Genomic DNA, 25,185 nt, shown 5'->3' with positions numbered 1-25,185 from the left:
TCGCGTGCGAGCGATTGAGGGCAGCCCGACGCTCCACGCTCTGCGGAACGCAACCCCTGAGAGGCCGACCGCGGTCGTGCAGCGGGCCACCGCTGCACGACGAGCGAGCACCGCCGCGTGCCAGCGATTCAGGACAGCCCGACAGGAGCCGCTCCACGGGAGCCACCACCCCCGGAAGCCGACCGCGAGTGATGTCGCGGCTCCGCCGCTACACGACCGACAAGCTCTGCCGGGCGATCTCCAGCTCCTCGTTCGTGGGGATGACGAGGACGGCGACGCGGGAGTCGTCGGTGGAGATGCGGCGGGCGCCGCGGTCGGAGGACGTGTTGCGCTCGGGGTCGAGCTCGATGCCCAGGCCCTCGAGGCCGCGGAGGGCGCCGGCTCGGACGGCGGCGACGTTCTCGCCGACTCCGGCCGTGAACACCACGGCGTCGACGCGGCCCAGCTGGGCGTAGAAGGCCCCGATGTAGTGGCGGAGGCGGTGGTAGTAGACCTCGAGCCCGGCGCGGGCCCGCTCGTCGCCGGCCTCGGCCGCCTCCTGGACGTCGCGCATGTCGCCGCGACCCGTGAGGCCGAGGAGGCCGCTTCGGCGGTTGAGGAGGGTGTCGAGCTCGTCGATCGAGAGGCCCGCCTTGCGGGCCAGGTGGAAGACGACGGCCGGGTCGAGGTCGCCGGAGCGGGTGCCCATCACCAGGCCCTCGAGCGGGGTCATGCCCATCGAGGTCTCGACGGAGACGCCGCCGTCGACGGCGCAGGCGGACGCTCCGTTGCCCAGGTGCAGGACGATCGTCTTGAGGTCGGAGCGGCGGCGGCCGAGGTAGGCGGCGGCGGCCTCCGAGACGAACTTGTGCGAGGTGCCGTGGAAGCCGTAGCGGCGGACGCGGTGCTTCTCGGCGAGTTCGGCGGGCAGCGCGTAGGTCGACGCCTCGGCCGGGATCGTGTGGTGGAAGGCGGTGTCGAAGACGGCGACGTGCGGGACGTCCGGGAAGGCCTTCTGCGCCGCCTCGATGCCCTCGAGGTTGGCGGGGTTGTGCAGCGGGGCGAGGTCGGCGAGGTCCTCGATGTTGATCTTGACCAGGTCGGTGACGACGGTGGGCTCGAAGAAGCGCTTGCCGCCGTGCACGACGCGGTGGCCCACGGCGACGGGAGGGAACTCGTCGAGGCTCGGGCCGTGCTCGCCGAATGCGCGGATCATCGCGTGGAAGCCGGCGGTGTGGTCGGGGATCGGCCCCTCGATCTCGAACGACTCCCCGTCGCGGGTGTGCTTCGTGCGGCCGGTGTCCTCGCCGATCCGCTCGACGAGGCCGCTGGCGAGCGTCTCCTCGGTGGTCATCTCGATGAGCTGGTACTTGAACGACGACGATCCGCTGTTGACGACGAGGACGACGGACATGAGGGGACTCCTGGGGTGATCGGGGTCGGGAGTGGCAGCGGCGGGGTCGCCGCTAGCGCACCACGGGGATGGCGGCGGTGGGCGGGACGATGGCCTGGGTGGCGGCCTGGATGGCCGTGATCGCGACGGTGTTGACGATGTCCTGCACGAGCGCGCCGCGCGAGAGGTCGTTGACCGGCTTGCGCAGGCCCTGGAGGACCGGTCCGATGGCGACGGCGCCGGCCGAGCGCTGCACGGCCTTGTAGGTGTTGTTGCCCGTGTTGAGGTCGGGGAAGATGAACACCGTCGCGCGCCCGGCGACCTGGGAGCCGGGCATCTTCGAGGCCGCGACCGCCGCATCGGCCGCCGCATCGTACTGGATCGGGCCCTCGACGAGCAGGTCGGGCCGGCGCTCGCGCACCAGAGCCGTGGCTGCGCGGACCTTCTCGACGTCGGCGCCTGCTCCGCTCTCGCCCGTGGAGTAGGAGAGCATCGCGATGCGGGGATCGATGCCGAACTGCTGGGCGGTCTCGGCGGACGAGATCGCGATGTCGGCGAGCTGCGCCTCGGTGGGGTCGGGGTTCACCGCGCAATCGCCGTAGACCAGCACGCGGTCGGCGAGCGCCATCAGGAACACGCTCGAGACGACCGAGACGCCCGGGCTCGTCTTGATGATCTCGAAGCCGGGGCGGATGGTGTGCGCCGTCGTGTGCGCGGCTCCCGAGACCATCCCGTCGGCCAGGCCGAGCTGCACCATCATCGTGCCGAAGTAGGAGACGTCCGTGACGGTGTCGTAGGCGTGGTCGTAGGTGATGCCCTTGTGCGCGCGGATGCGGGCGTACTCCTCGGCGAAGCGCGCGCGGTGCTCGGGGTCGAGGGTGCTCAGCACGCGCGCGCCGTCGAGGTCGAGGCCGAGGCCCGCCGCACGGGCGCGGATCTCGGCCTCCTCGCCGAGGATCGTGAGCCGGGCGATGCCGCGCTTGAGCACCGTCGCGGCGGCGCGGAGGATCCGGTCGTCGCCGCCCTCGGGCAGGACGATGTGGCGGTCGGCGATGCGCGCGCGCTCGATCAGCCCGTACTCGAACATCAGCGGCGTGACGACCTCGGACCGGCCGACGTCGAGGAGGGTGAGCAGCTCGACCGCGTCGACCGCCTCCTGGAAGAGGGCGAGGGAGGTGTCGCGCTTGCGCGGGGAGTCGGCCGCCAGGCGGCCGCGGGCCGCGGTGACGCGGACGGCGGTGTCGTAGGTGCCGAGCTCGGTCATCACGATCGGCACGCGGCTGTCGACGCCCTCGATCAGCCGGACGATCGGCTCCGGCAGCTCGAAGCCGCCGTTGAGGATGATGCCGGTGACTGTGGGGAACGTGCCGGAGGCGTACGCCATGATCACGGCGAGGACGACCTCGGGCCGGTCGCCGGGGACGATCACGACGCCGCCCTCGGTGAGCCGCGGCAGGACGTTGACCATGGACATGCCGGCGATCACCACGCCGAGCGCCTCCCGGCCGAGCAGCTCCGGATCGCCCGCGACGACGACGCCGTCGACCGCCTCGACCAGGCGGGACAGGCTCGGAGCGACGAGGAACGGATCCTCGCGGATCGCCCAGACCGGGACGGTGGCGGGGATGCTCTCGCGGATCGCGGCGACGGCGTCGGCGGCGGTGTCGGGGTCCGCGCGGTTCGCGATCACTCCGATGAGGCTCGCGTGGGCCGTGCGCAGCTCGACCGAGGCGAGCTCCGTGATCTGGCGCATCTCCTCCGGCGTGCGCGCGGGCGCCTGGCCCAGCTGCTCGCTGCGGGACGAGTCCCGCCCGGTGAGGACGAGCAGGACCGGAGCGCCGAGGTTGGCGGCGATGCGGGCGTTGTAGCCGAGCTCGGTGGGGCTGCCGACGTCCGTGTAATCGGAGCCGAGGATGACGACGGCGTCGCACCGGGCCTCGACGCCCTTGTACCGCTCGACGATCCGCGAGAGCGCCGCCTCGCCGTCGGCGTGGACGTCCTCGTAGGTGACGCCGATGCAGTCCTCGTAGGCGAGGCCCGAGTCGGAGTGGCCGAGCAGCATCTCGAGCACGTAGTCCGGCTCGGAGGTGGAGCGGGCGATCGGGCGGAAGACGCCGACCCGCTGCACCTGGCTGCTGAGCGCATCGAGGACGCCGAGGGCGACCGTGGACTTGCCCGAATGACCTTCGGCGGACGAGATGTAGATGCTCTGAACCATCGGATCCAGCCTACCGAGGGGGTCCCTCCGCCTGGCTGAGTAGAGGCCAGGGATGGGAGGGCGTGCATGGCGCGCGGCTGTGGAGGAGCGTCCGCAGTCGGTAGGGCCTCGTAGCGGCTGTGCGGCGGTCCATCGGCGGAGCAGGCGGGCCGGTTAACGGAAGAAGACCCCCCGCGCACCCGCCAGAGCCCGGTTACCCTTGCTGCGTTTCCGCCCTGGGGGAGTTGGCCTGGATGGCGCCACGCGGGGAGCCGGGTGACAGTCTAACCGACGACGGCGGCCGAGGAGAGCGGGGCGTGTCGGGGTCGTGGTCAGCGGGAGCCTCCGACACCGGCTAGTATCGATGAGTCGCGGCTCAGGTCGTGCCAGGAGGATTCGCCTAGTGGCCTATGGCGCACGCTTGGAAAGCGTGTTGGGTGAAAGCCCTCGGGGGTTCGAATCCCCCATCCTCCGCGAACGGTGTCCGTTGCTCTCGCCAGCACGGACACCGTTTTTGCGTCCCCGGCGACCGGCGTTCGACGCTAGTGGCACAGCAGGAGGCACAGTTAGGCGAACAGATCGCCCATCATGTCCGCGGCGGCGCGCTGCAGCGACTTGATCGCGTGCGCATAGATCGTCAGCGTGACAGCCGCGGAAGTGTGCCCCAACCGCTCCGACACCACTCGAACGTTCACGCCAGCGCTCAGCAGCGTGGTCGCGTGCGTATGGCGCCCCTCGTGCAGCTTGATCGTCGGCAGGTCCGGCAGGGTCTCCTGCGCTTTCGCAACCCGCTCACGCCACTGCCGAGAGAACTGCACCGGGTTGTGCGGGCGCCCATACCGGTTCGAGAACACGAGAGAGTCGGCGGCGGCGTGCTCCGGCGCAACGGAACGGATGCCGTCACGCCTCACCCGGAGCTCAGTGACCAGCTGCGGGTCGATGTCGACGTTCCGCGGCTTCCCGTTCTTCGGAGGTCCGAACGTCGTCACAGGGGCCGTCCCAGCCTCTTTGACGTACTGCATCGCGCGCCGGACGACGATTGTTCCCGCCGTGAAGTCGACATCGCGCCAGCGCAGCGCCAAGATCTCCCCCCGGCGTAGCCCTGTGGCGAGCAGCGTCCGCCACGCGAGATACAGATAGTCCCCGCTCTCGCGCGACCAGTCGAGGAACTGCTTCGACTCCCCCGCCGTCCACACGTGCATTTCGGGCGGCGCCGCATCGACCTTTCGTGGCGGTGATGCTTTCTTCGCGGGGTTCGTCTTGATCTTCCCGTCGTCGAGAGCGTGCGAGAGAATCTGCGACAGCAACACGTGGACGTGCCGCACTGTCGCGAGCCCCAGCGGCTCCCCCTCGTGCCCCTTGTCTTTACGCCCCGACCGCTCGAGGCCCCGGTAGAACCGGTTCAGGTGATCCTTCGTGATCGCGGATATCGGCAGCTTGCCCAGCGTCGAGCCCTGCACGTGCACCCGGTAGTGCTTCCGGTAGCCGGCCAGCGTCGTCGGGCGCACCCGGATCGTCGCCAGGTACTCGGCCGCGTAGTCGTCCAGGCGATCCCGGATCTCTTCGACGTGAGAGCCGCGCCGCATGTCTACGCGGATGTCCTCGAGCGCCGCGTGCGCGTCCTGCTCGCTCTCGAAGCCGCGCTTGAACTTCCGCGCGCGCTCCCCGTTTTCGAGCTCCACCCAATACGCCAGGCGCCACAAAACGCGGCCCGACGACGTTGTGTAGCTCGTGACCGTGCCCGAATTATTCGCGCGTCTCGCCACTAGCCGCCCGTCAGCAGACCGTAGCCGCGGGGACCATCGATGCTCCGACTTGGGTCTGAACTTAGGTATCCGCGCTCACGGGCCAACTTCACCCAGTGGCTAGCCGTGCGGTGCGGAAGATTCATAAGCTCTGCGATCCTCTGCGTCGGATTGCCTCGAATTGCGAAAGCTGCACAGTAGATGAGGGCTGCGACTTCTAACGCCTCTGCGGTCGGGCCATTGCCCCGCACCTTCTCTGCCAACTTTTCCAGGCCACTGAAGCCATAGCGTGGTCTACCTTTATACGACCCGGGAACGACAAGCGGGAAGCGTTCGTTCTCGAACACCTTCTCCTCCAGCTTGTTGATTAGCAAGGTTCTCAGAGATCGAGCACTGATCGGTAACGGTCGCCCCTCGAGTTGGTACGAATGAACGGAAATTGACGTGAGCTCGTAACGCAGGGCTTCCATATCAAACGTGACGTCCACATCGGCGTAGTAGTCCCATTCATCATCGGTGATTCGACGGACTCTGACCATTTGCGGAACGCGCAGGTTGCCGGCTAGGACTACCCAGTTCTCATCGTCGCCCGCCATCTCCCACGACGGCTCTCCGATCAGGGGGGTGCGCGTTGGCGCTTCGTTGCTCACCATCCGGACGCTACCTGCCACTGCCGACACCCCGCTATTGCATGCGGTTGCGCGCGGTTCGCAATGTGTGCGAGAGTAAGACTGCGGTTGCGAGCACGTGGCAACGGCACGCAACTCCACAGTGAGCCCTCGACCGGTCAGACCCGGAGACGAGGGATCGGCCACGCGGGAACTACCCGCGGGCCGAATTGTGATGCCTCGAACCAGCCAACGCTAGACGCGCGGGCTAGGCGAGGCCCTGGAAACCACCCACCAAACGAAAGGCCAACCGTGACCATCGCGACAGCAGAGCCTCTCGCTCTCACCTACCGTGCCGCAGCCAAGCTCGTCGGCGCAGAGCCCCGACGGATCGCCGCCGCCGTCGAGGACGGCACGATCCCGAGCGTGCAGATCGGCGCCCGCCGCATGATCCCCCGGGCCGCGCTGCTCCGAGTCTTCGGAATCGTCGAGGACGAGCGCGCGGCCTCGTGACCGCAAAGAGAAAGCCCGTGACTCCTGGCAGGGAGATCACGGGCGAGAAGCCGAACCAAACTTCCACGAAAGGAAACGACTAGTTATGAGCACCTTACACTTCGCGGGTCCGAACCTGCACCTGCACACCCCCGCGGCCGTCGTGCACCACTTGTTGAAAGTTCGGCGCGTCGTCGCCGGCCGTCACTGCGCCGCCCGCCCGCGATCCCGTCGACCCGGAGCGCTCCACTGGGCCACGACGACGGAGATCAGCATCGAGACCATCCTCCGCAGTGAGAAGCGGATCAGCACGGCGCTGCTCGAGCTCCGGCACCGGTCCGGCTACACCTTGTTGGGCGCTGCGGAGGTCGCAGGAACCAACGCCCTCACCATGTTCTGCATCGAACGCGGTGACCTCAGACGATGCACCATCGTGATGCTCCTCCGATTGGTCTCGGCGTACTCGAAGGCGATCAACTCCGGGGCGCGACCGTGACCGCGACGATGACGACCGCCAGCGGCGAGACCATTCGTGCTTCCACCCGGTCCACTGGGGGCGTCACGCAACAGGTCGTGCTGTGGACGAAGCGCGTGAGCATCGCGCTAACGGCAGACGAGGCGCGGTCGCTTGGCGTCTCTCTACTCGACCAAGCACTCCGGGCGGAACGCGCGACTGATGACGCCTGGCCTGACGAAGTGCCCTGCTAGCGCACAAACGAACACTTGACCCAATAGAGAGCGCGGGTGCCGACAGCAGCTCGGCACCCGCGCTTTCCAATTCTACAGAAAGGAGGCCCTTATGACTGATGCAAGAATCCCAGGGCGGTACGTTACCGACCCAATAGTCGGAGAGCACTCTAACAAGGCAGCTGGACTAACGGCCGACAGTACCGGAGGCCGCGATGCCTGACGCGAGACTGCCTAGCCGTTGGCAGACGGACCCCGATCGCGTCGGGTTGTCCGACGCTGCATGGCGCATCTACTCCTGGGCGCTCATGTGGTCAGCGGAGCAGTGGACGGACGGACGGGTTCCGACCGCCGCCGTCCGGATGTTCCCGGTCGATGAAGGAAGGAGCCGCGCCGCCGTCATCGACGAGCTCGTCGAAGCCAAGCTGTGGCGCGTCACCAAGGTCGGCTGGCAGATCCATCGGTGGGAGGCGACGCAGACCACCGCCAACGAGCACGAGACGAGGCGGCAACAGTGGCGCGATTCGAAGCGCCGCAAGCGCGCAGGAGTGCAGGAAAGTCCACACGACCCAAACGACGGAGCCCGCTCCGATCCCAGTGCTGACGCGGAGGAGTCCACAGAGGAGTCCACGTGGACACCTGAGGATGAGGAAGAGGCTGAGGCTGAGGCTATAGGCGATAGGCAGAGGTCGGAGGACGAGGACAAGGCTTCGGACCCTGCGGTGGATCTCGCTACCGGGGAAGTCCTCGAGCCCGGGTTCACCCGCAACGGGCAACAGGGCCGTTACATCAAGAGGTCGGCCTAGTGGGCGCCGTGCTCCCGTGGCCAACGAAGGAGCCGGGTCGTCCGTACCGCTGGCTGCTGCACCTCGAGCATGATCGGCCGGCTCCGACGTGTCCCACGCATCGAGAGAAGACGGACGGTCTCGGCAACTGCGGGGCGTGCATCTACGAGTACCGACTTGCTTTAGATGCCGTCCCTGCGGACGTCTGGACGTACTGCCGTGTCTGCCAGATGCCTATTCACCCAGCAGTAGAAGGAGAAGGGGTCGAGACTTGCCCGACATGCGACGACACCTTCCTATCGAGAAAGGAGCATTGATGATTGATTCCGTAGATACCCCGTTGAGCGCTCGAGTCGATCGCCTCGAGGCCAGTCTTGCCCGCATTCGTGGCCTTGAGTCGGAGATCGACAGGCTGCGCGCCGATCGCGACCGGTGGAAGTCTGACGCCGGCCGCTGGGAGGCGCGTTTCAACGCGGCTTATGCCGCCGAGCAGCGGCCCGGTGCGTTCCGTCCCATCAGGTCGCAGAACGAGCTCGACCGCATCATCCGCGTGCGCCTCGCTCGCCTTCGCGGCAAGCCCGACGACAACGAGGCGACCACCGCCTAGACGGTTCTTCGGGGGTGGGCACCAGACCCCACCCCCGAGAACCCGGCACCCCCTGCGGAGTAGTGCTCATCTCTCCCCGCCCAAAAAAAACGACTCTCACGAAGGAAGGAAGACCCATGACCGAGACCACCACCGAGACCGTAGACGCCCCTCAGAAGACCGAGGAGCAGCAGCAGAACGGGAACAGCGAAGCGGCGAAGTACCGCCGCCAGCTGCGCGAGGCAGAGGCTGAGCGGGACACCCTGCGCAGCCGTGTCGAGTCTCTGCAGCGCTCCGACGTCGAGCGCATCGCGAGCACGAAGATCGAGAAGGCATCGGCCGTGTGGGCGGCCGGCTCGGAGCTCGCGGATCTCCTCGACGACGACGGCAACGTCGATCCCGAGAAGGTCGCCGCAGCTGCCGAGTCCGCGCGCGATTCGCTGGGGCTGAAGCACGTGCCGGACCCTGGCGTGATCCCGAATCAGGGCACGACGCCGCAGTCCGTAGCACCTGAGGCGATGTCCTGGGCCGCGGCTCTCGACCCGCACGCTCACGACAACGTGGACTAGGCCGATGTCGGGCCTGCCGGATAGACTGACTATGCAGTCAGATACCCGGCAGGTCCGGTCCTGGCGGCACACGCAGCCCCTGGTGGGCAGCACGGTACGGCCCGAGGCCACCGCGCGAAACACTCCATTCGTTTCGTTGTAGGTGGCCGTTTCTGTGCCACCGGAAAGAGAGCCCATCGTGGCCATGACCACCGCCAGCGCCAACCGCGCGTTCCTCCCCGAGCAGATTCACTCCCTCATCGTCCAGCCCGTGCAGGCTGCATCCGTCGCACTGCAGGTCGCGGACGTCCAGAGCACCGGAGCGCAGGTCAACGCGTACCGCGTTCCCATCGTCACGGCCGACCCTGTCGCATCCTGGGTCGCCGAGGGCGCCGAGATCTCCGCGAGCGACGCCAACCTCGGAGAGGCCGCCAGCCCGTTCTACAAGCTCGCCGGCCTCACCGTCATTAGCAAGGAGCTCGCCGAGGACAGCAGCCCCGCCGCTGCGCAGCTCGTCGGCAACGGCCTCGCCCGCGACATCGCCCGCCAGTTCGACGCCGCGTTCTTCGGCGCGAAGGGTTCCAACGCAGCCCAGCCCGCCGGCCTCGAGAACCTCGTCGGCTTCAACGCAGTCGCCGGCAGCGGCACCAACCTCGACCCCTTCGAGCAGGCGGCCTCCGCAGCCGAGACCGCCGGAGTCACCCTGTCATCCTTCGTCGCTCACCCCGACGACGCGCTCAAGCTCGCCGTCCTGAAGAAGTCGACCGGATCGAATGAGCCCCTGCTCAGCGCCGACACCACGCAGGCATCCCGCCGACTCATCGCCGGCATCCCGCTGCGCGTCAGCCCTGCCGTCAAGAAGGGCACCGTCTGGGGCATCCCGCAGTCCCGCATCATCGTCGCCATCCGGCAGGACGTGACCCTCGACATCGACCGGTCCGTGTTCTTCACCAGCGACCGCGTCGCAGTGAAGGCCACCATGCGCGCTGCGATCCTCTACCCGCACGCCGCCGCCGTGCAGAAGATCTCCCTCGGCTCGTAGGCGTCAACGTCACCCGCGCCCACGGCATCGGTGGCGCGGGAACGATGGCAGAGCAAGGGTGTAGCTCCTTTCCGCCCGTCCGCAGCTCGCCAGCGCCTACAGCGAGCCCGACCGTGACTCATCCGGTCGGGCTCGCACCACCCTCGACAGAACGAAGGCGAGATGCCGAACCCGCGAGTAGCGAACGGACACCGCCGACGCGAGCTGCGCAAGCGCCTCCTCGCTGCCGGCGCCTACTGCACGTGGGGCGACTGCCCGTGGCCTACCGACTGGCTCGGTACCGCCATGGCTACCGAGCTGGGTCAGTACGACCCGCGCTTCCCTGTCGTCGACGAGATCATCCCCATCGCGCACGGCGGGTCGCCCTACACCCGCGAGAACACCCGTCTACTCCACGCGTTCTGCAACGGACAGCGCGGAGCAGGACGACCAGCACGCTCCGAGACCCCGACAGTCCGGCCGCCGATCCAGGCGTCGCCGGGATGGGGATCGACCGCCTGAGCACCCCCCCACCACCCCCTGGGGGGTGAGGGAGCGGCAACCCCGTGGGAGTAGTGCCCATACACCCACGACGTTTTTTCCACACGAACCCCCCGAGAGGATCTCCCCGATGATCGACGCAGGGACCACCACCCGAGAGTGCTGGGCATGGGATGCAGGCCTCGCGTCCCGATTCGAGGACCACATCGCCGACTCCGTGCCCCTTTACAGGGAGGGCCACGAGCTGATCCTTGAGCTGTCCGACTGGTGGGCCGGTCCAGGCGCATCGATCGTCGACGTCGGCTGTTCTACCGGCACGCTCACGGCCGCGCTGGCAGCCCGGCACCCCGCCGCAGATGTCGTCGGCATCGACTCCGAGCCCGAGATGCTCGTCGAGGCGCAGGCCCGCGACTCCCGCGCCACGTTCCGGCTCGGCGACGCGACGACCTGCGACCTCGGCACCCCGGATCTCGTAGTCGCGCACTACGTCGTCCAGTTCCTCGCGCCGGCAGACCGCGCGAGCCTGCTCCGCAACGTGTTTGACGCGCTGCAGCCGGGCGGGGCGCTGATCCTGTTCGAGAAGACGCTCCCGAGCTCGCCCGCAGCGCAGAGCCGCGCCGCACAGGCGCTCCACTCCCACAAACTGCGCGCCGGACTCTCGCCGGTCGACGTCCTCGCGAAGGACCGCGCGCTGCGGGGCGTGCTGAGGCCGCGCACGACGGTGCAGCTGGTCGACGAGCTCGCATCGGTAGGGTTCGAGGACGTCGAGCCGGTCATGCGGTGGATGCAGTTCGCGGGATTCCTCGCGGTGAAGGGGGAATCATGAGCGACGAGTTCGATCTCAGGCAGACGACCACCCGCATGGGGATCGCGCGCACAACGTGGTTTAGGTTCCCGAGGGCCTGGAAGCCGATCCTGGAACACCTGCAGTCCATCGAGGGTCCGGTCACCGTCTATGTTGGCGCGGTCGCCACCGGAGAGGAGGCGTACTCGATGGCGATGCTGCTCGAGGAGTACGACATCCCCGGCCGGGTCATTGCGACCGACATCGACCCCGAGCTGATCGCTCTCGCTATAGAAGGTCGCACCAAGAACACCGAGGTTGCCCAGGCGATTATGTCGGCGGGTGTCGCACGAGTGATGAAGCCGGCGAGGACGCTCAGCCACTTTGAACAACTCGACGAGAAGACGTTCCGACCGTCGGCCTCTGTACGCGAGCGGGTCACGTTCAGCGTCGCCGATCTCCGCACCTGCACAATCCCGACCGCGGACGTCGTCCTCGTTCGCAATGCCTGGCGGCATCTCGGCCCAGACGGTCAGAGGAGCTTGCACCGGCAACTTCTACGCCTGACCGCGGGCGCTCTGCTAGTAGTCGGCAGCGCGGACCTCGTGCTTCCACAGCAGACCGCCGACGGCGTCGTCGAGCATTTGACGGGACTCGAGGACGAGCTGACCGGGTTCCAAGCTCAGTACGGAGGCCCCCCGCTAGAAGATGGCCGACCTGACACCATCGGACTGTTCATCCGCGAGTAGCGTTGACGAATGGGTATCGAAAAGAAGATCGACATCGACGTTCCGGCCGACGCTACGGACGCTCAGATCGCCGCTGCTGCGGACGCAGCCGCCGCTGACCAGCTCGAGAAAGACCTCGACGATCAGCTCGGCTTCTAGGCCCTACGGTATGACGCTACTGCGCCAAGGGAGCCGAGCTTCGCGCCAGTAGGTCGCGGCGAAGAGTCACTCCGCGATGATCAAATCATGTCGTCGAACTCAACGCACTACCTCGTGACGGTCAGGGGCCCATGGTCTGAGGCGCCGACCGTCCTGGGCATCTTCACCAGCCCCGACGACGCGAATGCCGCGATCGCTCGCGCGCAGCAGGACGGGCCGATGCCCGACCGCTACTCGGTCGAAGGGTGGCGGGACGACAAGCGGGTGACGCCGTGAATGTCGGTAGTCCCCGCGACGCTCGCGACCATGGGAACCCGCTACGACCCGAACCACCCCGCCCGCCCCCGCGAGGTGTCCGTCTACGAACAGGCGTTCCGCAACGTCGGCGACGAGGCGCCGTGGTTGCTCGCCTGGCGCGATGGGAAGGTAATGACCAACCCAGACACCGGTCGTTACCTCTACAGCCACGAGGTGCCCGGACAGAGCGAGCAACGAAGCTCGCGAAGCTCGAGGCGCTGACCTAAACCCCCGCGCGGCGCAGCTCAGCCACGAACGTCGTCCCGACGGCCCGCATCATCCGCACCGCCTCGACCACCGTGATTGGCGACTTGCACGTCATCTTGCGGTGCATCGTCCCCTCAGAGATGCCGATGCGGCGAGCTACCCAAGCGTGCGATCGGCCGCTGCGATGGACGGCGTCGATCACGGCGGCGGTTCCGGGGTCGGGGTGCAGCGCGTCGGCCATGGCTGGACCCTACGGGCGACTCTGCGCTGACGCTGCATCATCTGCCGGAAGTGACGTCATCATATGCGACAGGTGGCACACCAGCGGGCACATTCTGACCCGTATCGAACCGACAGCAACCGTTCCGAACCGCTCACTGTGCCACTTCGCCAATGCACCGCCGGCCCGCAATCGCAGCGATCGGACCCAACTCGCCCGCTCGACTGGGAGAGTTCGAATCCCCCATCCTCCGCGAACGGTGTCCGTTGCTCTCGCCAGCACGGGCACCGTTTTGTTTAACCGGTGCGGGCGATCGTCGGAGCCCGGTCGACCGGTGGAGGCGTCGATCGGAGCGGCCCACTCACGCAGCGCCGGGTTCGCCCTGCCGGGGCACACCCGGCTGCAGCCGACGACGTCGCGCCGAGCATGCGCCGCCGATCGTTCGGCGCGCGCCGGGCGTGCGGGATCAGCCGTAGAGGTGGTTCGTCCGCGCGCAGGAGTCGGAGCAGAAAGCGCCACGGCGGGCGACGAGCGGGGCCGAGCAGGCGGCGCAGACGGGGCGGAAGAAGAGTTCGGCTATGGATCGCGACATGGTCCGACCGTAGGTGCCGGTCCCGGATCGTGCCCGTCGCCATCCGTATTACGACAACGCGGACGACAGGGCGGCGATACGGACCCTCCGGCGACGCCGGCCGTCAGTCGGCGATGCGCTCGAGCCATTCGTCGAGCAGGAGCCGCTCCCCCGCGCTGAGGGGCTCGATCTGCGGCAGCGCCGTCCGCAGGGCGACGGCATGCGCGACGACCGCACGGGCGGCGGGATCGGTGGGGCCCGCCTCCGCCGTGGTGATCGCCGCGAGGACGGACTCGCGCGAGCGGGACGAGAGCTCGTCGTCGGGGTCGGCGAGGGCGGTCAGCGTGAGGGTGCAGCCGAGCGCGGCCGACTGGAGCAGGCGGGAGGCCCGCTCGACGTCGACGGTGAGGCGGCCGGCTTCGGCGACGGCCCGGACCGCGTCGAGGAGGACGCCGCGGGACAGGCGCGCCGCCTCCGACTCCTCCCCCGGCCGCGCGGTGAACATCAGCGCGTAGAGGTGCGGTTCGGCGAGTCCGAAGGCGACGTGGTGATCCCAGGCGGCACGGAGCGCGTCGACCGGGTCGGCCGGCGCCTCGCTCCGCTCGAAGTCGGCGAGGGCCGTCGCGAATCCGGCTGCCGCGGCCGAGTCGAGCAGCCCGCGCAGGTCGCCGAACGTCCGGTAGATCGTAGGGGCCTGCACCCCCGCCGCCGCGCTGATCGCCCGCGTCGACACCGCGTCCCGCCCGCCGTCCGCCAGCAGCTCGACCGTCGCTCGGAGGATCCGCTCCCGCGTCGTCCCGCTCTCACTCATGCTACCGACGCTAACACGCTCCCGTTAGCGCCTCGTCTCCCCGAGCGGCCCGGGTCGCGTCAACGCCGTCGGGCGGTCCCGAAGATCCCGCGGACCACCTCGCGCAGCAGCGTCCTGCCGGCGCTCGAGCCCAGCACCTCCTCGACGACCGTCTTGTCGCGGCGGGCGGTGCGGGTCCCGCGGGAGGTCGGTGCCGTGCGCCGTCGGGAGCGCTCGGCGGCCTGGTCGGCGGCGCGCTCGGCGGCGGCCCGCTCCTTCGCGCGGCGGGCGGCGTCCGCGGTCTCCTCCTTGGCGCGACGCGCGTCCTCCTTGGCGCGGCGGGCGTCGTCGGCGGCCTGCTGCTCGGCGGCGGCGCGGGCCTCCTCGGCGTCGGCGGCGGCGTCGAGCCGGCGGGTGAGGATCTCGCGGGCGGAGTCGCGGTCGAGGGGCGTGCCGTAGCGCGCGAGGAGCGGGGACCTCTGGACGCTCGCCTCGCGGTCGGCCTCGGGGGTGGGCTTCATCGAGCCGAGCGGGGCGCGGAGACGCGTCCAGGCGACCGGGGTCGGGGCGCCGCGCTCGTTCATGACCGTCACGATCGCCTCGCCGATGGGGAGCGCCTGGAGGACCTCGCCGAGGTCGTAGTCGCTCCCGGGGTAGGTCGAGACGGTGGCGCGGAGGGCCTTGGCGTCGTCCGGCGTGTGCGCGCGGAGCTGGTGCTGCACGCGGGAGCCGAGCTGGGCGAGGACGTCGCCCGGCACGTCCTTCGGGGTCTGCGTGACGAAGACGATGCCGACGCCCTTGGAGCGGATGAGGCGCACGGTCTGGGTGATCGCGGCGAGGAAGTCCTTCGACGCGTCGCGGAAGAGCAGGTGCGCCTCGTCGAAGAAGAACACCAGCTTCGGCTTGTCGAGGTCGCCGACCTCCGGCAGGTCGTTGAAGAGGTCGGCGAGGACCCACATCAGGAAGGTGGAGAACAGAGCCGGTCGGTCGGCGACTCCGGGGACCTCGAGGAGGCTGACGACGCCGCGCCCGTCGGCGGCGAGGCGGAGGAACTCGGCCGTGTCGATCTCGGGCTCGCCGAAGAACACGTCGGCGCCCTGGTCGGCGAACGCGATCAGCTCGCGGAGGATCACGCCGGCGGTCGCCTTGGACAGCCCGCCGAGCTCGGCGAGCTCCGCCTTGCCCTCGTCGCCGACGAGGTAGGTGAGCACGGCGCGGAGGTCGGACAGGTCGACGAGCGGGAGACCGGCGCTCTCGGCGTAGTGGAAGACGAGACCGAGGCTCGACTCCTGCGTGTGGTTGAGGCCGAGCACCTTCGCGAGCAGCAGCGCGCCGAATCCCGTCACGGTGGCGCGGACGGGGACGCCGGTGCCGATGCCGCCGAGCGCGAAGTACTCGGCGGGGGCCGCCTCCGCCCGCCAGTCCTGGCCGATGCCGCGGGTGCGGGCGAGCAGCGCGTCGGTCGCGGTGCCCGGAGTGGCGAGGCCGGAGAGGTCGCCCTTGATGTCCGCGGCGAAGACGGGGACGCCGTTGGCCGAGAGCTGCTCGGCGAGGACCTGCAGCGTCTTCGTCTTGCCGGTGCCGGTCGCGCCGACGACGAGGCCGTGCCGGTTGAGCATGCCGAGCGGGATGCGGACGGGCACGTCGATCCGCGCGTCGCCGTTGACGAGGGCGCCGAGCTCGAGGGCCGGGCCGCTGAACGCGTACCCGGCCCGCTCCCCGAGAGCGCCGTCGACGCCGCCACCAGCCGCACGTCGTCCGCGACGGCCTCCGCCTCCTCCGGGCCGGCCGCCGCGTTCAGCGCCGCGGCCGCCGCCTCCGCTCGCGCCAGGGCCTCGGCGGCCTCCGCCTGCAGTCGGCGGGCGGCCTCCAGGGCCGCGCGCGCCTCGTCCCTCGCCGAGGCGAGCCCGTCGTCGTCACTCATGGGCTCAGCCTAGGTCGGCGGCGCCGGTCAGTCCTCGCGGACGTGCCAGGACTGTCCGTACCCGCCGTCGGCCTCGGGGCGGGCCATCAGCTCGAGGAACGGGTCGGCGCTGAACGCCTCCGGCCCGAGCACTCCGGCGCCGGTCCACACGCCGGTCGCGAGGAGCTCGAGCGCGACCACCGGGTTGAGCGCCGTCTGCCAGACCACGCACTGGGTGCCGTACTCGGCCATCGTCCACTCGTTGTCGCTCACGTGGTAGAGGTACACCTCGCGGCGGGCGCCGTCCTTCGTGCCCGAGACGAAGAGGCCGGCGCAGGTCCTGCCGGTCATCCGCGGGCCGATGCCGGCGGGGTCGGGCAGGGCGGCGGCGACGACGTCGCGCGGCGAGACCTCGACGGGACCGCCGGCCGAGCGGACCCGCAAGGGCTCGGTGCTGTCCAGGCCGAGGAGGTGGAGGGTGCGCAGGACGCCGATGAACTGCTCGCCGAGGCCGTACTTGAAGGTGACCTTCTTGGCGTCGAGCCAGCGCGGCATCAGCAGCACCTCCTCGTGCTCGACGTTCACGCACTCGACCGGGCCGATGCCCTCGGGGAACTCGAACACCTCCGGCTCCGAGAAGGGGGCGGTGGTGTACCAGCCGCGGTCGCGCTCGAACACCACCGGCGGGTTCAGGCACTCCTCGATCGTGGTCCAGATGGAGAAGGACGGAGCGAAGATCTCGCGGCCGTCCGCGTCGTGCACGACGAGGTTCGCGCCGTCGCGCACTCCGAGCTCGTCGATCTCGTCGAAGAGGTGGTCGGAGGCGTAGCGGGCGAAGACGTCGGAGAGTCCCGGCTCCACGCCCATGCCCACCAGGGCGAGGCGGCCGCGGGAGGACCACTCCTCCGCCGCGGCGAACTGCTCGTCGCCGAGCTTGAGCCCCGTCAGCTCGTGGGGCTGCTCGGGGTGCGGGAGCGAGAGGCTCATCGCCATGTCGAGGTAGTCGGCCTCGGCGGCGAGCGCTCCGGCGAAGATCGTCGGGACGAAGCGCGGCTCGACGGCGTTCATCACGTGGGTCGCCCCGTGCGCGCGGGCGACGGTCTCGACGTTCTCGGCGTCGGAGGCGTCGATCCGCGCGGCGACGAAGCGGTCGTCGGCACCGTGCCGCTCCGCGATCCAGGCGACCGTGCGCTCGGCGCGAGCGAGGTCGTAGTCGCAGACGATGATCTGCTCGAAGAAGGAGCGGCGCGCGGCGATCTTCGCGAAGGCGTCGCCGACGCCGCCGGCGCCGACCAGGAGGATTCTCATGGGGACACCGTAGCGACGGATCGCGTCGTCCACCATGCCGAGCACCGACGGAATCGGAGCGGAGCGCGCCTTCCGGCCACCGGATCCGTCACAGGGCGGCCCGCTCCCCCCGCTCGAGCAGGCGGAGGAAGCCGGAGAGGTGCCCGAGGCCGGTCAGCGAGGTCGGGAGCGAGGCGGCGAGCGCCGGCGAGTGCACCAGGTACGCCGCCCACTTCGCGCGCGAGACCGCGACGTTCAGGCGGTTGGGCAGGAGGAGGAACTCCATCCCGCGCGGGACGTCGGCCCCGGAGGACGCGGCGAGCGACACGATGGCGACCACCGCCTCCCTGCCCTGGAAGAGGTCGACCGTGCCGACCGGGGTCTCCTCGAGGCCCGCGGCGTCGAGGGCGGTGCGGAGGAGCCCGCCCTGGGCGTTGTAGGGCGCGACGACGATGACGTCGGCCGCGGTCAGCGTCCGCTCGCCGTGCTCGTCGGTCCAGGCGCGGCCGACGAGGGAGAGGGCGATCTCGACGACGCGCCTCGCCTCGTCCGGCGAGGAGGTGGTGTCGCCCGCGTGCTCGACCGGGACGGAGTGCACGCCCGGCTCGACCCCCTCCAGGTGGCGCACTTGCGGCGCCCGCGACCGCAGCGCGCCCTCGTAGGACAGCTCGGAGACGGCGTCGGAGAGCGCCGGGTGCATCCGGTGGGTCTGCGCGAGGAAGTAGCCGTACTCGGGCGGGAGGACGTCGTGCCCGTCGGCGAGCCAGCCGAGCGCCGACTCGTCGACCGGCTCCGGGTGCGCGCCCTGGCTCACCTGGGGCAGCTGCTGCGGATCGCCGAGCAGGAGCAGCCGCTGGGCGGAGACGGCCGACGCGATCGTCGGGGCGAGCGAGAACTGCCCGGCCTCGTCGACCACCAGGAGGTCGAGCGAGCGGCGCGGCACGGTGACCGGGTTCGCGAAGGTCCAGGCGGTGCCGCCGATGACGCAGCCGCCGCCCTCCTCGAGGACCGCGGTGAGTGCCGCCGCGTTCTTCACCGGCGCCCAGGGCGCCGCCGCGAGCGCCTCGGGCGGCGTGCCGTTCTTGGGCACCTTCGCCACGCGGGAGGGATCGACGCCGCGGCCGACGACGGCGCTCAGCACGTTCTCGACCACCGAGTGCGACTGGCCGACCACGCCGATGCGCCAGCCGTGCTCGTTCACCAGCCGGGCGATCACGTGGGAGCCGACGTAGGTCTTGCCGGTGCCGGGCGGACCCTGCACCGCGAGGGTCGCCCGGTCGAGTCCGAGCAGAGTGGTGACGACCGCGCCGATCACGTCGTCGCCCTGCACCGGAGCGACGGCTCCCGGCGGCACGCGGCGGAGGACGTCGAGCGCCGGGTCGGCCAGCATCGCGGGCAGCGCGTCGAGGACCTCGCCGCCCCACTCCGCGATCGCCTCGGGCTGGGGCGCGGCGCGCGGCGGCGGCGCGGGGGCGAGGGCGACCGGAGCGTCGTCGTGCGGATCCTCCCCCGCCTTCAGGCCCTCCTTGAGGAGCAGGACGATCCGCTCCCCGTCGTCGTAGACCGCGAGGATCTCGGAGCGCTCGGAGGCGCCGCGCAGACCGGGACCGGGCGAGGGCGCACCAGGGGGCGCCGGGGCCTCGTAGACCAGGTACGGCGACGAGCCGGTGCCGAGCCGGCTGCCGGGAGCGAGCCGGCCGAAGATCCGCAGCTCGCGCGACTGCGTGCGGGCGCGCGGGAGCTTCGCCCAGTCGCGGACGACCTCGACCCGGTCGATCATCACGACGTCGCGGGTGTCCGCCCACTCGTCCAGCGGCTGCCGGAGGCGGTCGAAGTGCTCCTGCCAGAAGGTCTTGGCCTCGCGGCGGTGGTAGTCGATCGCCGCGCCGGCGAGGGCGAGCGCGGTCTGGTCGGCCGTGCGCTCGCGCGGCTCGATCCCCTCGACCTGCGCCAGCAGGGCGACCGCGACCGGGTGCGGCTCGCGGGGCACGGGGATCTCGACCTCGAGCAGCGGCGGCAGCTCCTCGCGCGGCGGAGCGAGCTCCAGGAGCCAGTCGCGCAGGCGGAGCGTGGAGCGGCAGTCGTAGGCGTTGTACTCGGCGACGAGGTCGAGCCCGCGCTGCCCCTCGGCAGGATCGGCCCTCTGTGCGGCGCGCGCCTCCACGTACATCTCGATGCTGTCGGCGGCGTTCGTGACGCCGGACGCGTCCCGCTCGTCCTCGCCCATGTAGAGCGGCTCCAGCTTCTTGAGCGAGTAGCTGCGCGAGCCCACGCGGAGCGCCCGCCGCACCACCGGGTACAGGTCGACCAGGACGCCGTCGCGCAGGAGCGCGTCGACCTCCTCCTCGCCGACCCCGTGGCGGAGCGCGAGCGAGAGCAGGTGGCTGCGCTCGTAGGAGGCGTAGTGGTAGACGTGCATCCGGGGGTGCTCGGCCCGGCGCGCCCGCAGGAGCGCGAGGAAGTCGAGGAGCGCCCGGCGCTCGGCCGCGAGGTCGTGCGCCCAGAGCGCGGTGAAGCGCTCCTGGTCGTCGACCATGCCGAAGAGGTAGTCGAGGCCCCACTCGCGGTTGTCCTCGGTGTAGAGCGGGTCGCCCTCGAAGTCGAAGAAGAGGTCCCCCGGGTCAGGGGCGGGCAGCCCGGCGAGCACGGAGGCGTCGATCACCTCGACGGCCGGCACCGGCGAGGACTCCGACCGCAGCTGCAGCCGCGCCTGGGCGCGCAGGCCCTCGAGCGTGCCCGCGCTCAACCCGGGGACGGGGCCGTCGTGCTCGGCGAGGGCGTCGATGGTGAGCACGCCGGCCGCCCCGAGCTTCGCCCGCTGGTCGAGCCGCATCCCGGCGACGAGGATCGGATCGCGGTGCGCCTGGACCTCGGGCGCGCAGACGGAGCAGCGTCCGCAGGAGGGGTAGCGCGGATCGCCCCACTCCAGCGGCTCGTCGGCGGCGAGGCGCTCGTCGAGCACGGCGCGGAGCCGGGCGCGCTGCACCCGCTGGACCGGGGCGACGACGGCCAGCTCGTGGCTGGTGACGGAGCCGTCGCCGAGCACGAGGTGCACCTGCTCCCCCACGCGGATACCGCGCGCCTGCATCTGCTCGGCGTAGGCGGCGAGCTGCAGCAGCGCCGGGATCTTCGCGTGCCGGGCGAGCTTGGTGTCGTAGACCTCGTAGGCGCCGTCGGCGGTGCGGAGGAGGAAGTCCGAGAAGCCCAGGAACTCGCCGTCGAAGAAGGTGGCCTGGTAGAGCACGTCGACCCCGGCGCGCATCGCCTCGACGGCCGCCTCGGCCGCCGCGGGGTAGCCGGCGGGCTCGGGGCGCTCGAACTCGAGCACCTCGTGCGTGCGCTTCAGCTCGGCGAGGAAGCGGTGCTCGTGCTCGTCGCCGAGCACCGCGGTGCGCTCGAGCATCCCGTCCCTCTCGGCCTCGAGGCGCGGCGCGCGGCCCAGCAGGGCGTCGAACCGGCGGAGGACGGCCCACTCGCAGGCCGCCCAGTTCGACAGGTCGGTGGGGCTCGTGACCACGCGGCCGGACTCCAGGTACACGCGACTCCTTCCGCGATCACCGGGCGGCGATCGGCTCCAGGCTAGGGCGCCCCTCCGACACTCGTGCGGCTGCGGCCACCACCCGCGCCGCGCCGTCTCCGCGTGGCAGGCTGGGCCGATGACCCGCGCGCGCTTCGAGATCATCCCGGCCGACGACATCGGCGAGCGCGCCGCGCGAGCGTTCCCGGACCCCTCCGCGGTGACGCTGACCGTGACGAGCCTGCCGAAGCACGGGACCGAGCGGACCGTGGACGGCGCGGTCGCGCTGGCCGGGCGCGGGTTCCGCGTGGTGCCCCACCTGGCGGCGCGGAACGTCGAGGGCCGCGCCGCACTCGAGCGGGTCCTCGAGCGGATGGGCGAGGCGGGGATCGACGAGGCGTTCGTGATCTCGGGCGACGCGTCCTCGGCGGCCGGCACCTACTCCACGAGCCTCGAGCTCATCCGCGACGCCCGCGAGATCTCACCCGGGCTGGCCCTGGACATCGCAGGCTATCCCGAGGGCCACCCGCACCTCTCCGACGAGAGCATCGAGCGGCACCTGCGCGAGCGCGCTCCGTTCATCCGCTCGATCGTCACGCAGATGTGCTTCGACGTGGACGCGGTGGTCCGCTACGCCGATCGGCTCCGCGAGACGGGGATCACGGCCGATCTGTGGGCGGGCGTGCCGGGGCCGGTCGAGCGCTCGCGGCTGCTGACGCTGGGCGCGCGGATCGGAGTGGGCTCCTCGCTCGGCTTCCTGAAGCGGAGCACCTCGGTGGCCGGCGGGCTCCTCCGCGGACGCCGCTTCGACCCGTCCGCGTTCGTCGCGCGCCTGGAAGCGGCGGCGGGCGACCGCCTCGCGGGCCTGCACGTCTACACCTTCAACGAGCTCGACTCCCTCGCCGCCTTCGGCTGATCGGCGAGCCTCCGCGCTCCTCGGGCGCCGATCCTGAGGGTCTCGAAGCCCTCGCGCGAAGAGAACTGCGCCGGTCAGGTGGTGCGGCGGATCCAGATCGGCGGGTGCGGGAGCTCGGCCTCGGTGCGCAGGCGGCCGGCGAGCGGAGCCCAGACCACGAGCGCCACGCCGATCCCGAGCAGCAGGCCGCCGACGGTGTCGCTCAGCCAGTGGGCACCGAGATAGGTGCGGCTCGCCATCATCGCCACGGTGTAGAGGAAGCCCGCGATCCAGACCCACAGCAGCGGGAACACCAGGGCCAGCACCATCGCCGTCGTCGCCGCGTTGGCGGTATGGCCGGACGGGAAGGAGCCGTAGTCGCTGGTGACGAGCATGTCGGCCGGGCGGGCGCGTCCCACCAGCTCCTTGACGAGCTGGGTAGCGCCCACGCTGACCAGCGCGGCGATCGCGTAGTAGAGCGCGGCCCACCGCCTGCGGAACACCAGCAGCACGGCGACGATGCCGAGCGGGATGAGCGTCGTGCCGACGAGCCCCGCTCCGACCGTGTTCATGACGAGGGCCGGGATGTCCCAGACCGGCGAGCGGTGCTCGACGATCTCGTCCATCCACTCCACGTCGAAGCGGAAGGCCGAGGTGGGGCGGAAGGCGATCAGCACGGCGAGGAGCACCGTGAGCAGGATCGCGAGCGACGCGGAGATCAGCGGCCAGCGGCGGGAGACCCGGTGGGCCGCCTCCTTCGTCAGCAGCCGGGCGGCGACGTCGTCGGACGGCACCTGCTCGCGCATCCGCGCACGCTGGACGGCGTCGGGGCGCGCGATTCCGGGCTCGGTCGACAGGCGGTCGTCGCGGTGATCCATCCGGACATGATGCCGTCACCCGGCGTTCCCCCGCTGGGGGTTGCGGGGCGGCTCGGCCGACGGTTCGGAAGCCCGGCGTCCGTGCGCCGGGTTCGTGGCACGGTTCGACCGGCCGTGCGGATGCCCGGCCTTCCCCCGCGGGGGTCTCGCGGCGCGGCTCAGCCGGCCGCGCGGGCCAGGCGGGCGGCGCGGAGGGCGTCGAGCCGGGTCGGCTCGGAGGAGCGGGCGAGGAGCCGCGCGGCGACGGCGCTCACGCGGGAGTCGTCCGAGGCGGAGGCCCGTTCGAGGGCGGCGGCCGCGTCGGGACCGGTGATCGAGCCGAGCGCCATCACGGCCGAGACCGCGAGCGCGGAGTCATCGCTGCCGGCGGCCCCGTCCAGCGCGTCGACGGCAGGACGCGCGTCGTCGCCCAGGTAGCCGAGTGCGGCAGCGGCGTGACGCCGGACCGGCGCGGACCCCTCGCGGAGGGCCTGCTCCAGACCGGGGACGGCCGCGGCGCCGAAGGAGGCGAGGACGTCGGTGAGCACGTTCTGCGCCTCCGCGTCGTCGTCGCCGAGCAGGCCGAGCAGGACCGGCAGCGCGCGCTCGTCGCCGAGGCGGCCCAGCGCGAAGCGGGCCTTCGCGGCGACGGCGGGCTCGGAGTCGGCGGCCAGCGGGGCGATGTCGTCGAGCGTCGCCGGGTCGAGGATCTTGCTGAGCACGTGCAGCGCCTGCGTGCGCACTCGGGGCTCGCGGCCGAGCGCTTCGCGGGCGACGGGGACGGCGGCGGAGCCGAGGCGGCCGAGCGACCAGGTGAGCACGTCGCGGACGAAGAAGTCCGGCTCCTCCCACAGGTGCGCGGCGAGGGGCTCGGCGGTGGCGGGCTCGGCGAGCTCGCCCAGGGTCATCGCCGCGCGGAGGCGGACGTCGCGGTCGGGGTCGGAGAGCTCGGCGAGCAGGGCGGAGGAGTCGCGGGAGGACATGGGAGGGGACTGTAGCAGCGGCGCTCGGGAGCGGATCCAGCGGGGGCCGGAACGCCCGCGAGGAGCCGCAGGAGCGGGGCCTGCCGGATCGCCGGGACCCGGAGCCGAGCGCTCAGTCCTGCAGCGCCGGGACGCTCCTCGGCCGGACGATCAGCCAGAGCGCCAGGATCGACACGGTCGCCGTCGCCATCATCACCACGGCCATCGGCACGGCCGAGCCGGCGCCGAAGACCCCCGAGATCGGCGACAGCAGTCCGGCGGTGCCGAAGTTGACCGCTCCGAGCAGCGACGCGGCCGTCCCCGCCTCCCGGCCGTGGTTGACCAGGCCGAGGACCTGCACGCACGGGAAGCTGAAGCCGCAGGACGCGATGAAGAACCACAGCGGGACGAGCGTGCCCCAGAGCCCCAGCCCGAGCACGTCGAAGAGGGCGATCAGGCCGGCGGAGGTGAACAGCGTCAGCGTCGTGATCGCGAGGATCCACTGCGGCCCGATCCTCCGGCTGAGGTAGGAGGACGCCTGCACGCCGAGGACGACGCCGAGCGAGTTCACGGCGAAGAGCAGCCCGTACTGCTGCGCGTCGAATCCGTAGAGGCCCTGGAACAGGAACGAGGAGCTGGAGAGGTAGGTGAACAGGCCGGCGAAGGTCATGCCCCCGATCACCGCCACTCCGAGGAACACGCGGTCGCTGAGGACGGCCCGGTAGCGCCGCACGAGCGAGCGGTGCTCGCGCTCGTGTCGGGCGGCGCGGGGCCGGGTCTCGACGACGAGCAGGCCGACGGCCGCGACGACCAGCACGCCGTAGGCGGCGAGGAAGACGAAGATCCCGCGCCAGTCCATGATCAGCAGCAGCTGCGAGCCGATGACCGGCGCGAGCACGGGCGCGAGGCCCGACACCAGGGCGAGCCGGGACAGCATCCGCACCAGCGGGCGTCCGCCGAAGAGGTCGCGGACCATCGCCATCGCGACCACGCCGCCCGCCGCCGCGCCGGCTCCCATCAGGAAGCGGAAGACGCCGAGGCTGACGATCTCGGGGGCGAGCGCCGCGCCGACGCAGGCCAGCACGTGCAGCGAGGTGGCCAGGAGGATCGGCAGGCGCCGGCCGACCGCGTCGCTCCAGGGGCCCACGACCAGCTGGCCGAGCGCGAAGCCGAGGGTCGTGCCGGTGAGGGTCAGCTGGACCGCCGCCTCCGACACGTTCAGCTCGCTCTGCAGCGCGGGGAACGCCGGCAGGTAGAGGTCGATCGTGAACGGCCCGAGGGCGGTCAGCGAGCCGAGGACGATCACGTAGACGAGGCGCTGGCGAGCCGTCAGGGCGTCGCCCGGGTGGCGGTGCACGGGGAGGGAGCCGGTCGGACCCGACGGCGGTCCGAGGGGTGGCGCCCCTGTCCGACACGTGATCGAATTGATTCGACCGAGCGGCGTGGAGCCGACGAGGTCCGCTCCC

The 25,185-nt window shown here is 70.9% G+C and carries 24 protein-coding genes, 1 tRNA gene, 1 other RNA gene and 1 pseudogene; 14 read left to right on the top strand and 13 right to left on the bottom strand.

Going from position 1 to position 25,185, the window contains the following annotated elements; genetic code table 11:
* Window positions 1–208 precede the first annotated feature (208 nt).
* From C5D66_RS15140 to ffs, 3 genes are all read right to left on the bottom strand, one after another.
* Complete coding sequence (locus C5D66_RS15140) at window positions 209–1,393, bottom strand: acetate/propionate family kinase (protein ID WP_104256673.1); 1,185 nt, start codon at window positions 1,391–1,393, stop codon at window positions 209–211.
* A 52-nt stretch (window positions 1,394–1,445) separates the two neighbouring features.
* The gene (pta, locus tag C5D66_RS15135; RefSeq protein ID WP_104227473.1) at window positions 1,446–3,590 is read right to left on the bottom strand and encodes a phosphate acetyltransferase; all 2,145 of its coding nucleotides are present in this window, start codon (window positions 3,588–3,590) and stop codon (window positions 1,446–1,448) included.
* Window positions 3,591–3,749: 159 nt separating this feature from the next.
* Window positions 3,750–3,846: signal recognition particle sRNA small type (gene ffs, locus C5D66_RS15130), an RNA gene on the bottom strand.
* 112 nt (window positions 3,847–3,958) lie between these two features.
* Here ffs and C5D66_RS15125 point away from each other — a divergent pair.
* Window positions 3,959–4,043, top strand: a tRNA-Ser gene (locus tag C5D66_RS15125).
* Between the two features lie 92 nt (window positions 4,044–4,135).
* Here C5D66_RS15125 and C5D66_RS17400 read toward each other — a convergent pair.
* A complete protein-coding gene (locus tag C5D66_RS17400) occupies window positions 4,136–5,335 on the bottom strand; it encodes a tyrosine-type recombinase/integrase (RefSeq protein ID WP_374954411.1) in 1,200 nt (399 codons plus the stop codon).
* Complete coding sequence (locus C5D66_RS16930) at window positions 5,335–5,964, bottom strand: hypothetical protein (protein WP_146086966.1); 630 nt, start codon at window positions 5,962–5,964, stop codon at window positions 5,335–5,337. Before C5D66_RS16930 ends, C5D66_RS17400 begins: the two co-directional genes overlap by 1 nt.
* Window positions 5,965–6,234: 270 nt before the next feature.
* Here C5D66_RS16930 and C5D66_RS15115 point away from each other — a divergent pair, with 270 nt between their 5' ends.
* The 12 genes from C5D66_RS15115 to C5D66_RS15065 all read left to right on the top strand — a co-directional run bounded on the left by C5D66_RS15115 (window position 6,235) and on the right by C5D66_RS15065 (window position 12,732).
* Window positions 6,235–6,435, top strand: coding sequence for a DNA-binding protein (locus C5D66_RS15115; protein ID WP_258065700.1), 201 nt, complete (start codon window positions 6,235–6,237; stop codon window positions 6,433–6,435).
* Between the two features lie 85 nt (window positions 6,436–6,520).
* A complete protein-coding gene (locus tag C5D66_RS15110; protein ID WP_104326981.1) occupies window positions 6,521–6,910 on the top strand; it encodes a hypothetical protein in 390 nt (129 codons plus the stop codon).
* 406 nt (window positions 6,911–7,316) lie between these two features.
* Complete coding sequence (locus tag C5D66_RS15100) at window positions 7,317–7,907, top strand: hypothetical protein (RefSeq protein WP_104326979.1); 591 nt, start codon at window positions 7,317–7,319, stop codon at window positions 7,905–7,907.
* A 295-nt stretch (window positions 7,908–8,202) separates the two neighbouring features.
* Window positions 8,203–8,493 (top strand): hypothetical protein, encoded by a 291-nt coding sequence (locus tag C5D66_RS15095; RefSeq protein WP_104292906.1) that lies wholly within the window; start codon window positions 8,203–8,205, stop codon window positions 8,491–8,493.
* Between the two features lie 116 nt (window positions 8,494–8,609).
* Window positions 8,610–9,041 (top strand): hypothetical protein, encoded by a 432-nt coding sequence (locus C5D66_RS15090; RefSeq protein WP_104326978.1) that lies wholly within the window; start codon window positions 8,610–8,612, stop codon window positions 9,039–9,041.
* A gap of 184 nt (window positions 9,042–9,225) precedes the next feature.
* Window positions 9,226–10,062 carry a phage major capsid protein gene (locus C5D66_RS15085; RefSeq protein WP_104326977.1) on the top strand — a complete coding sequence of 279 codons (837 nt, stop codon included), beginning with the start codon at window positions 9,226–9,228 and terminating at the stop codon, window positions 10,060–10,062.
* A gap of 285 nt (window positions 10,063–10,347) precedes the next feature.
* Window positions 10,348–10,563: an HNH endonuclease gene (locus tag C5D66_RS16925; RefSeq protein WP_146078526.1), complete on the top strand. Its 216-nt coding sequence runs from the start codon at window positions 10,348–10,350 to the stop codon at window positions 10,561–10,563.
* Between the two features lie 196 nt (window positions 10,564–10,759).
* Window positions 10,760–11,368, top strand: a complete 609-nt coding sequence (locus tag C5D66_RS15080; RefSeq protein ID WP_181125772.1) for a trans-aconitate 2-methyltransferase — start codon at window positions 10,760–10,762, stop codon at window positions 11,366–11,368.
* Window positions 11,365–12,075 carry a CheR family methyltransferase gene (locus C5D66_RS15075; RefSeq protein WP_104292910.1) on the top strand — a complete coding sequence of 237 codons (711 nt, stop codon included), beginning with the start codon at window positions 11,365–11,367 and terminating at the stop codon, window positions 12,073–12,075. The genes C5D66_RS15080 and C5D66_RS15075 overlap by 4 nt, the downstream gene beginning before the upstream one ends.
* 9 nt (window positions 12,076–12,084) lie before the next feature.
* Complete coding sequence (locus tag C5D66_RS17550; RefSeq protein ID WP_258068249.1) at window positions 12,085–12,213, top strand: hypothetical protein; 129 nt, start codon at window positions 12,085–12,087, stop codon at window positions 12,211–12,213.
* Between the two features lie 87 nt (window positions 12,214–12,300).
* Window positions 12,301–12,489 (top strand): hypothetical protein, encoded by a 189-nt coding sequence (locus C5D66_RS15070; protein ID WP_104292911.1) that lies wholly within the window; start codon window positions 12,301–12,303, stop codon window positions 12,487–12,489.
* 30 nt (window positions 12,490–12,519) lie between these two features.
* The gene (locus C5D66_RS15065) at window positions 12,520–12,732 is read left to right on the top strand and encodes a hypothetical protein (protein WP_146078527.1); all 213 of its coding nucleotides are present in this window, start codon (window positions 12,520–12,522) and stop codon (window positions 12,730–12,732) included.
* Between the two features lies 1 nt (window position 12,733).
* Here the strand turns inward: C5D66_RS15065 and C5D66_RS15060 are convergent, their stop codons facing one another.
* The 5 genes and pseudogenes from C5D66_RS15060 to C5D66_RS15040 form a co-directional block, all read right to left on the bottom strand.
* Window positions 12,734–12,958 (bottom strand): hypothetical protein, encoded by a 225-nt coding sequence (locus C5D66_RS15060; protein WP_104292913.1) that lies wholly within the window; start codon window positions 12,956–12,958, stop codon window positions 12,734–12,736.
* Between the two features lie 674 nt (window positions 12,959–13,632).
* Window positions 13,633–14,319: a TetR/AcrR family transcriptional regulator gene (locus C5D66_RS15055; RefSeq protein ID WP_104227474.1), complete on the bottom strand. Its 687-nt coding sequence runs from the start codon at window positions 14,317–14,319 to the stop codon at window positions 13,633–13,635.
* A 59-nt stretch (window positions 14,320–14,378) separates the two neighbouring features.
* A pseudogene (locus C5D66_RS15050) lies at window positions 14,379–16,222 on the bottom strand (helicase HerA-like domain-containing protein).
* Window positions 16,223–16,249: 27 nt separating this feature from the next.
* Window positions 16,250–17,509, bottom strand: a complete 1,260-nt coding sequence (locus tag C5D66_RS15045; protein WP_104256687.1) for a saccharopine dehydrogenase family protein — start codon at window positions 17,507–17,509, stop codon at window positions 16,250–16,252.
* A gap of 88 nt (window positions 17,510–17,597) precedes the next feature.
* Window positions 17,598–21,026: a bifunctional RecB family nuclease/DEAD/DEAH box helicase gene (locus C5D66_RS15040; RefSeq protein WP_104256684.1), complete on the bottom strand. Its 3,429-nt coding sequence runs from the start codon at window positions 21,024–21,026 to the stop codon at window positions 17,598–17,600.
* Between the two features lie 118 nt (window positions 21,027–21,144).
* On the opposite strand from C5D66_RS15040, the gene C5D66_RS15035 reads away from it, so the two are divergent.
* Window positions 21,145–21,921: a methylenetetrahydrofolate reductase gene (locus tag C5D66_RS15035; protein WP_104256685.1), complete on the top strand. Its 777-nt coding sequence runs from the start codon at window positions 21,145–21,147 to the stop codon at window positions 21,919–21,921.
* 74 nt (window positions 21,922–21,995) lie between these two features.
* Here the strand turns inward: C5D66_RS15035 and C5D66_RS15030 are convergent, their stop codons facing one another.
* The 3 genes from C5D66_RS15030 to C5D66_RS15020 form a co-directional block, all read right to left on the bottom strand.
* The gene (locus C5D66_RS15030) at window positions 21,996–22,778 is read right to left on the bottom strand and encodes a phosphatase PAP2 family protein (RefSeq protein ID WP_244229597.1); all 783 of its coding nucleotides are present in this window, start codon (window positions 22,776–22,778) and stop codon (window positions 21,996–21,998) included.
* Between the two features lie 158 nt (window positions 22,779–22,936).
* Entirely contained in the window at window positions 22,937–23,740 is an 804-nt protein-coding gene (locus C5D66_RS15025; RefSeq protein WP_104234526.1) for a HEAT repeat domain-containing protein, read from the bottom strand.
* 112 nt (window positions 23,741–23,852) lie between these two features.
* Window positions 23,853–25,076 carry a multidrug effflux MFS transporter gene (locus C5D66_RS15020; protein ID WP_258074877.1) on the bottom strand — a complete coding sequence of 408 codons (1,224 nt, stop codon included), beginning with the start codon at window positions 25,074–25,076 and terminating at the stop codon, window positions 23,853–23,855.
* Window positions 25,077–25,185: the final 109 nt, after the last annotated feature.

The organism is Rathayibacter sp. AY1B4 (genome assembly GCF_002932815.1).
In the GTDB taxonomy this organism is placed as follows: Bacteria; Actinomycetota; Actinomycetes; order Actinomycetales; family Microbacteriaceae; genus Rathayibacter.
The sequence above is the reverse complement of the archived record's forward strand: the minus strand, read 5'-3'. Positions and strand labels throughout refer to the sequence as shown.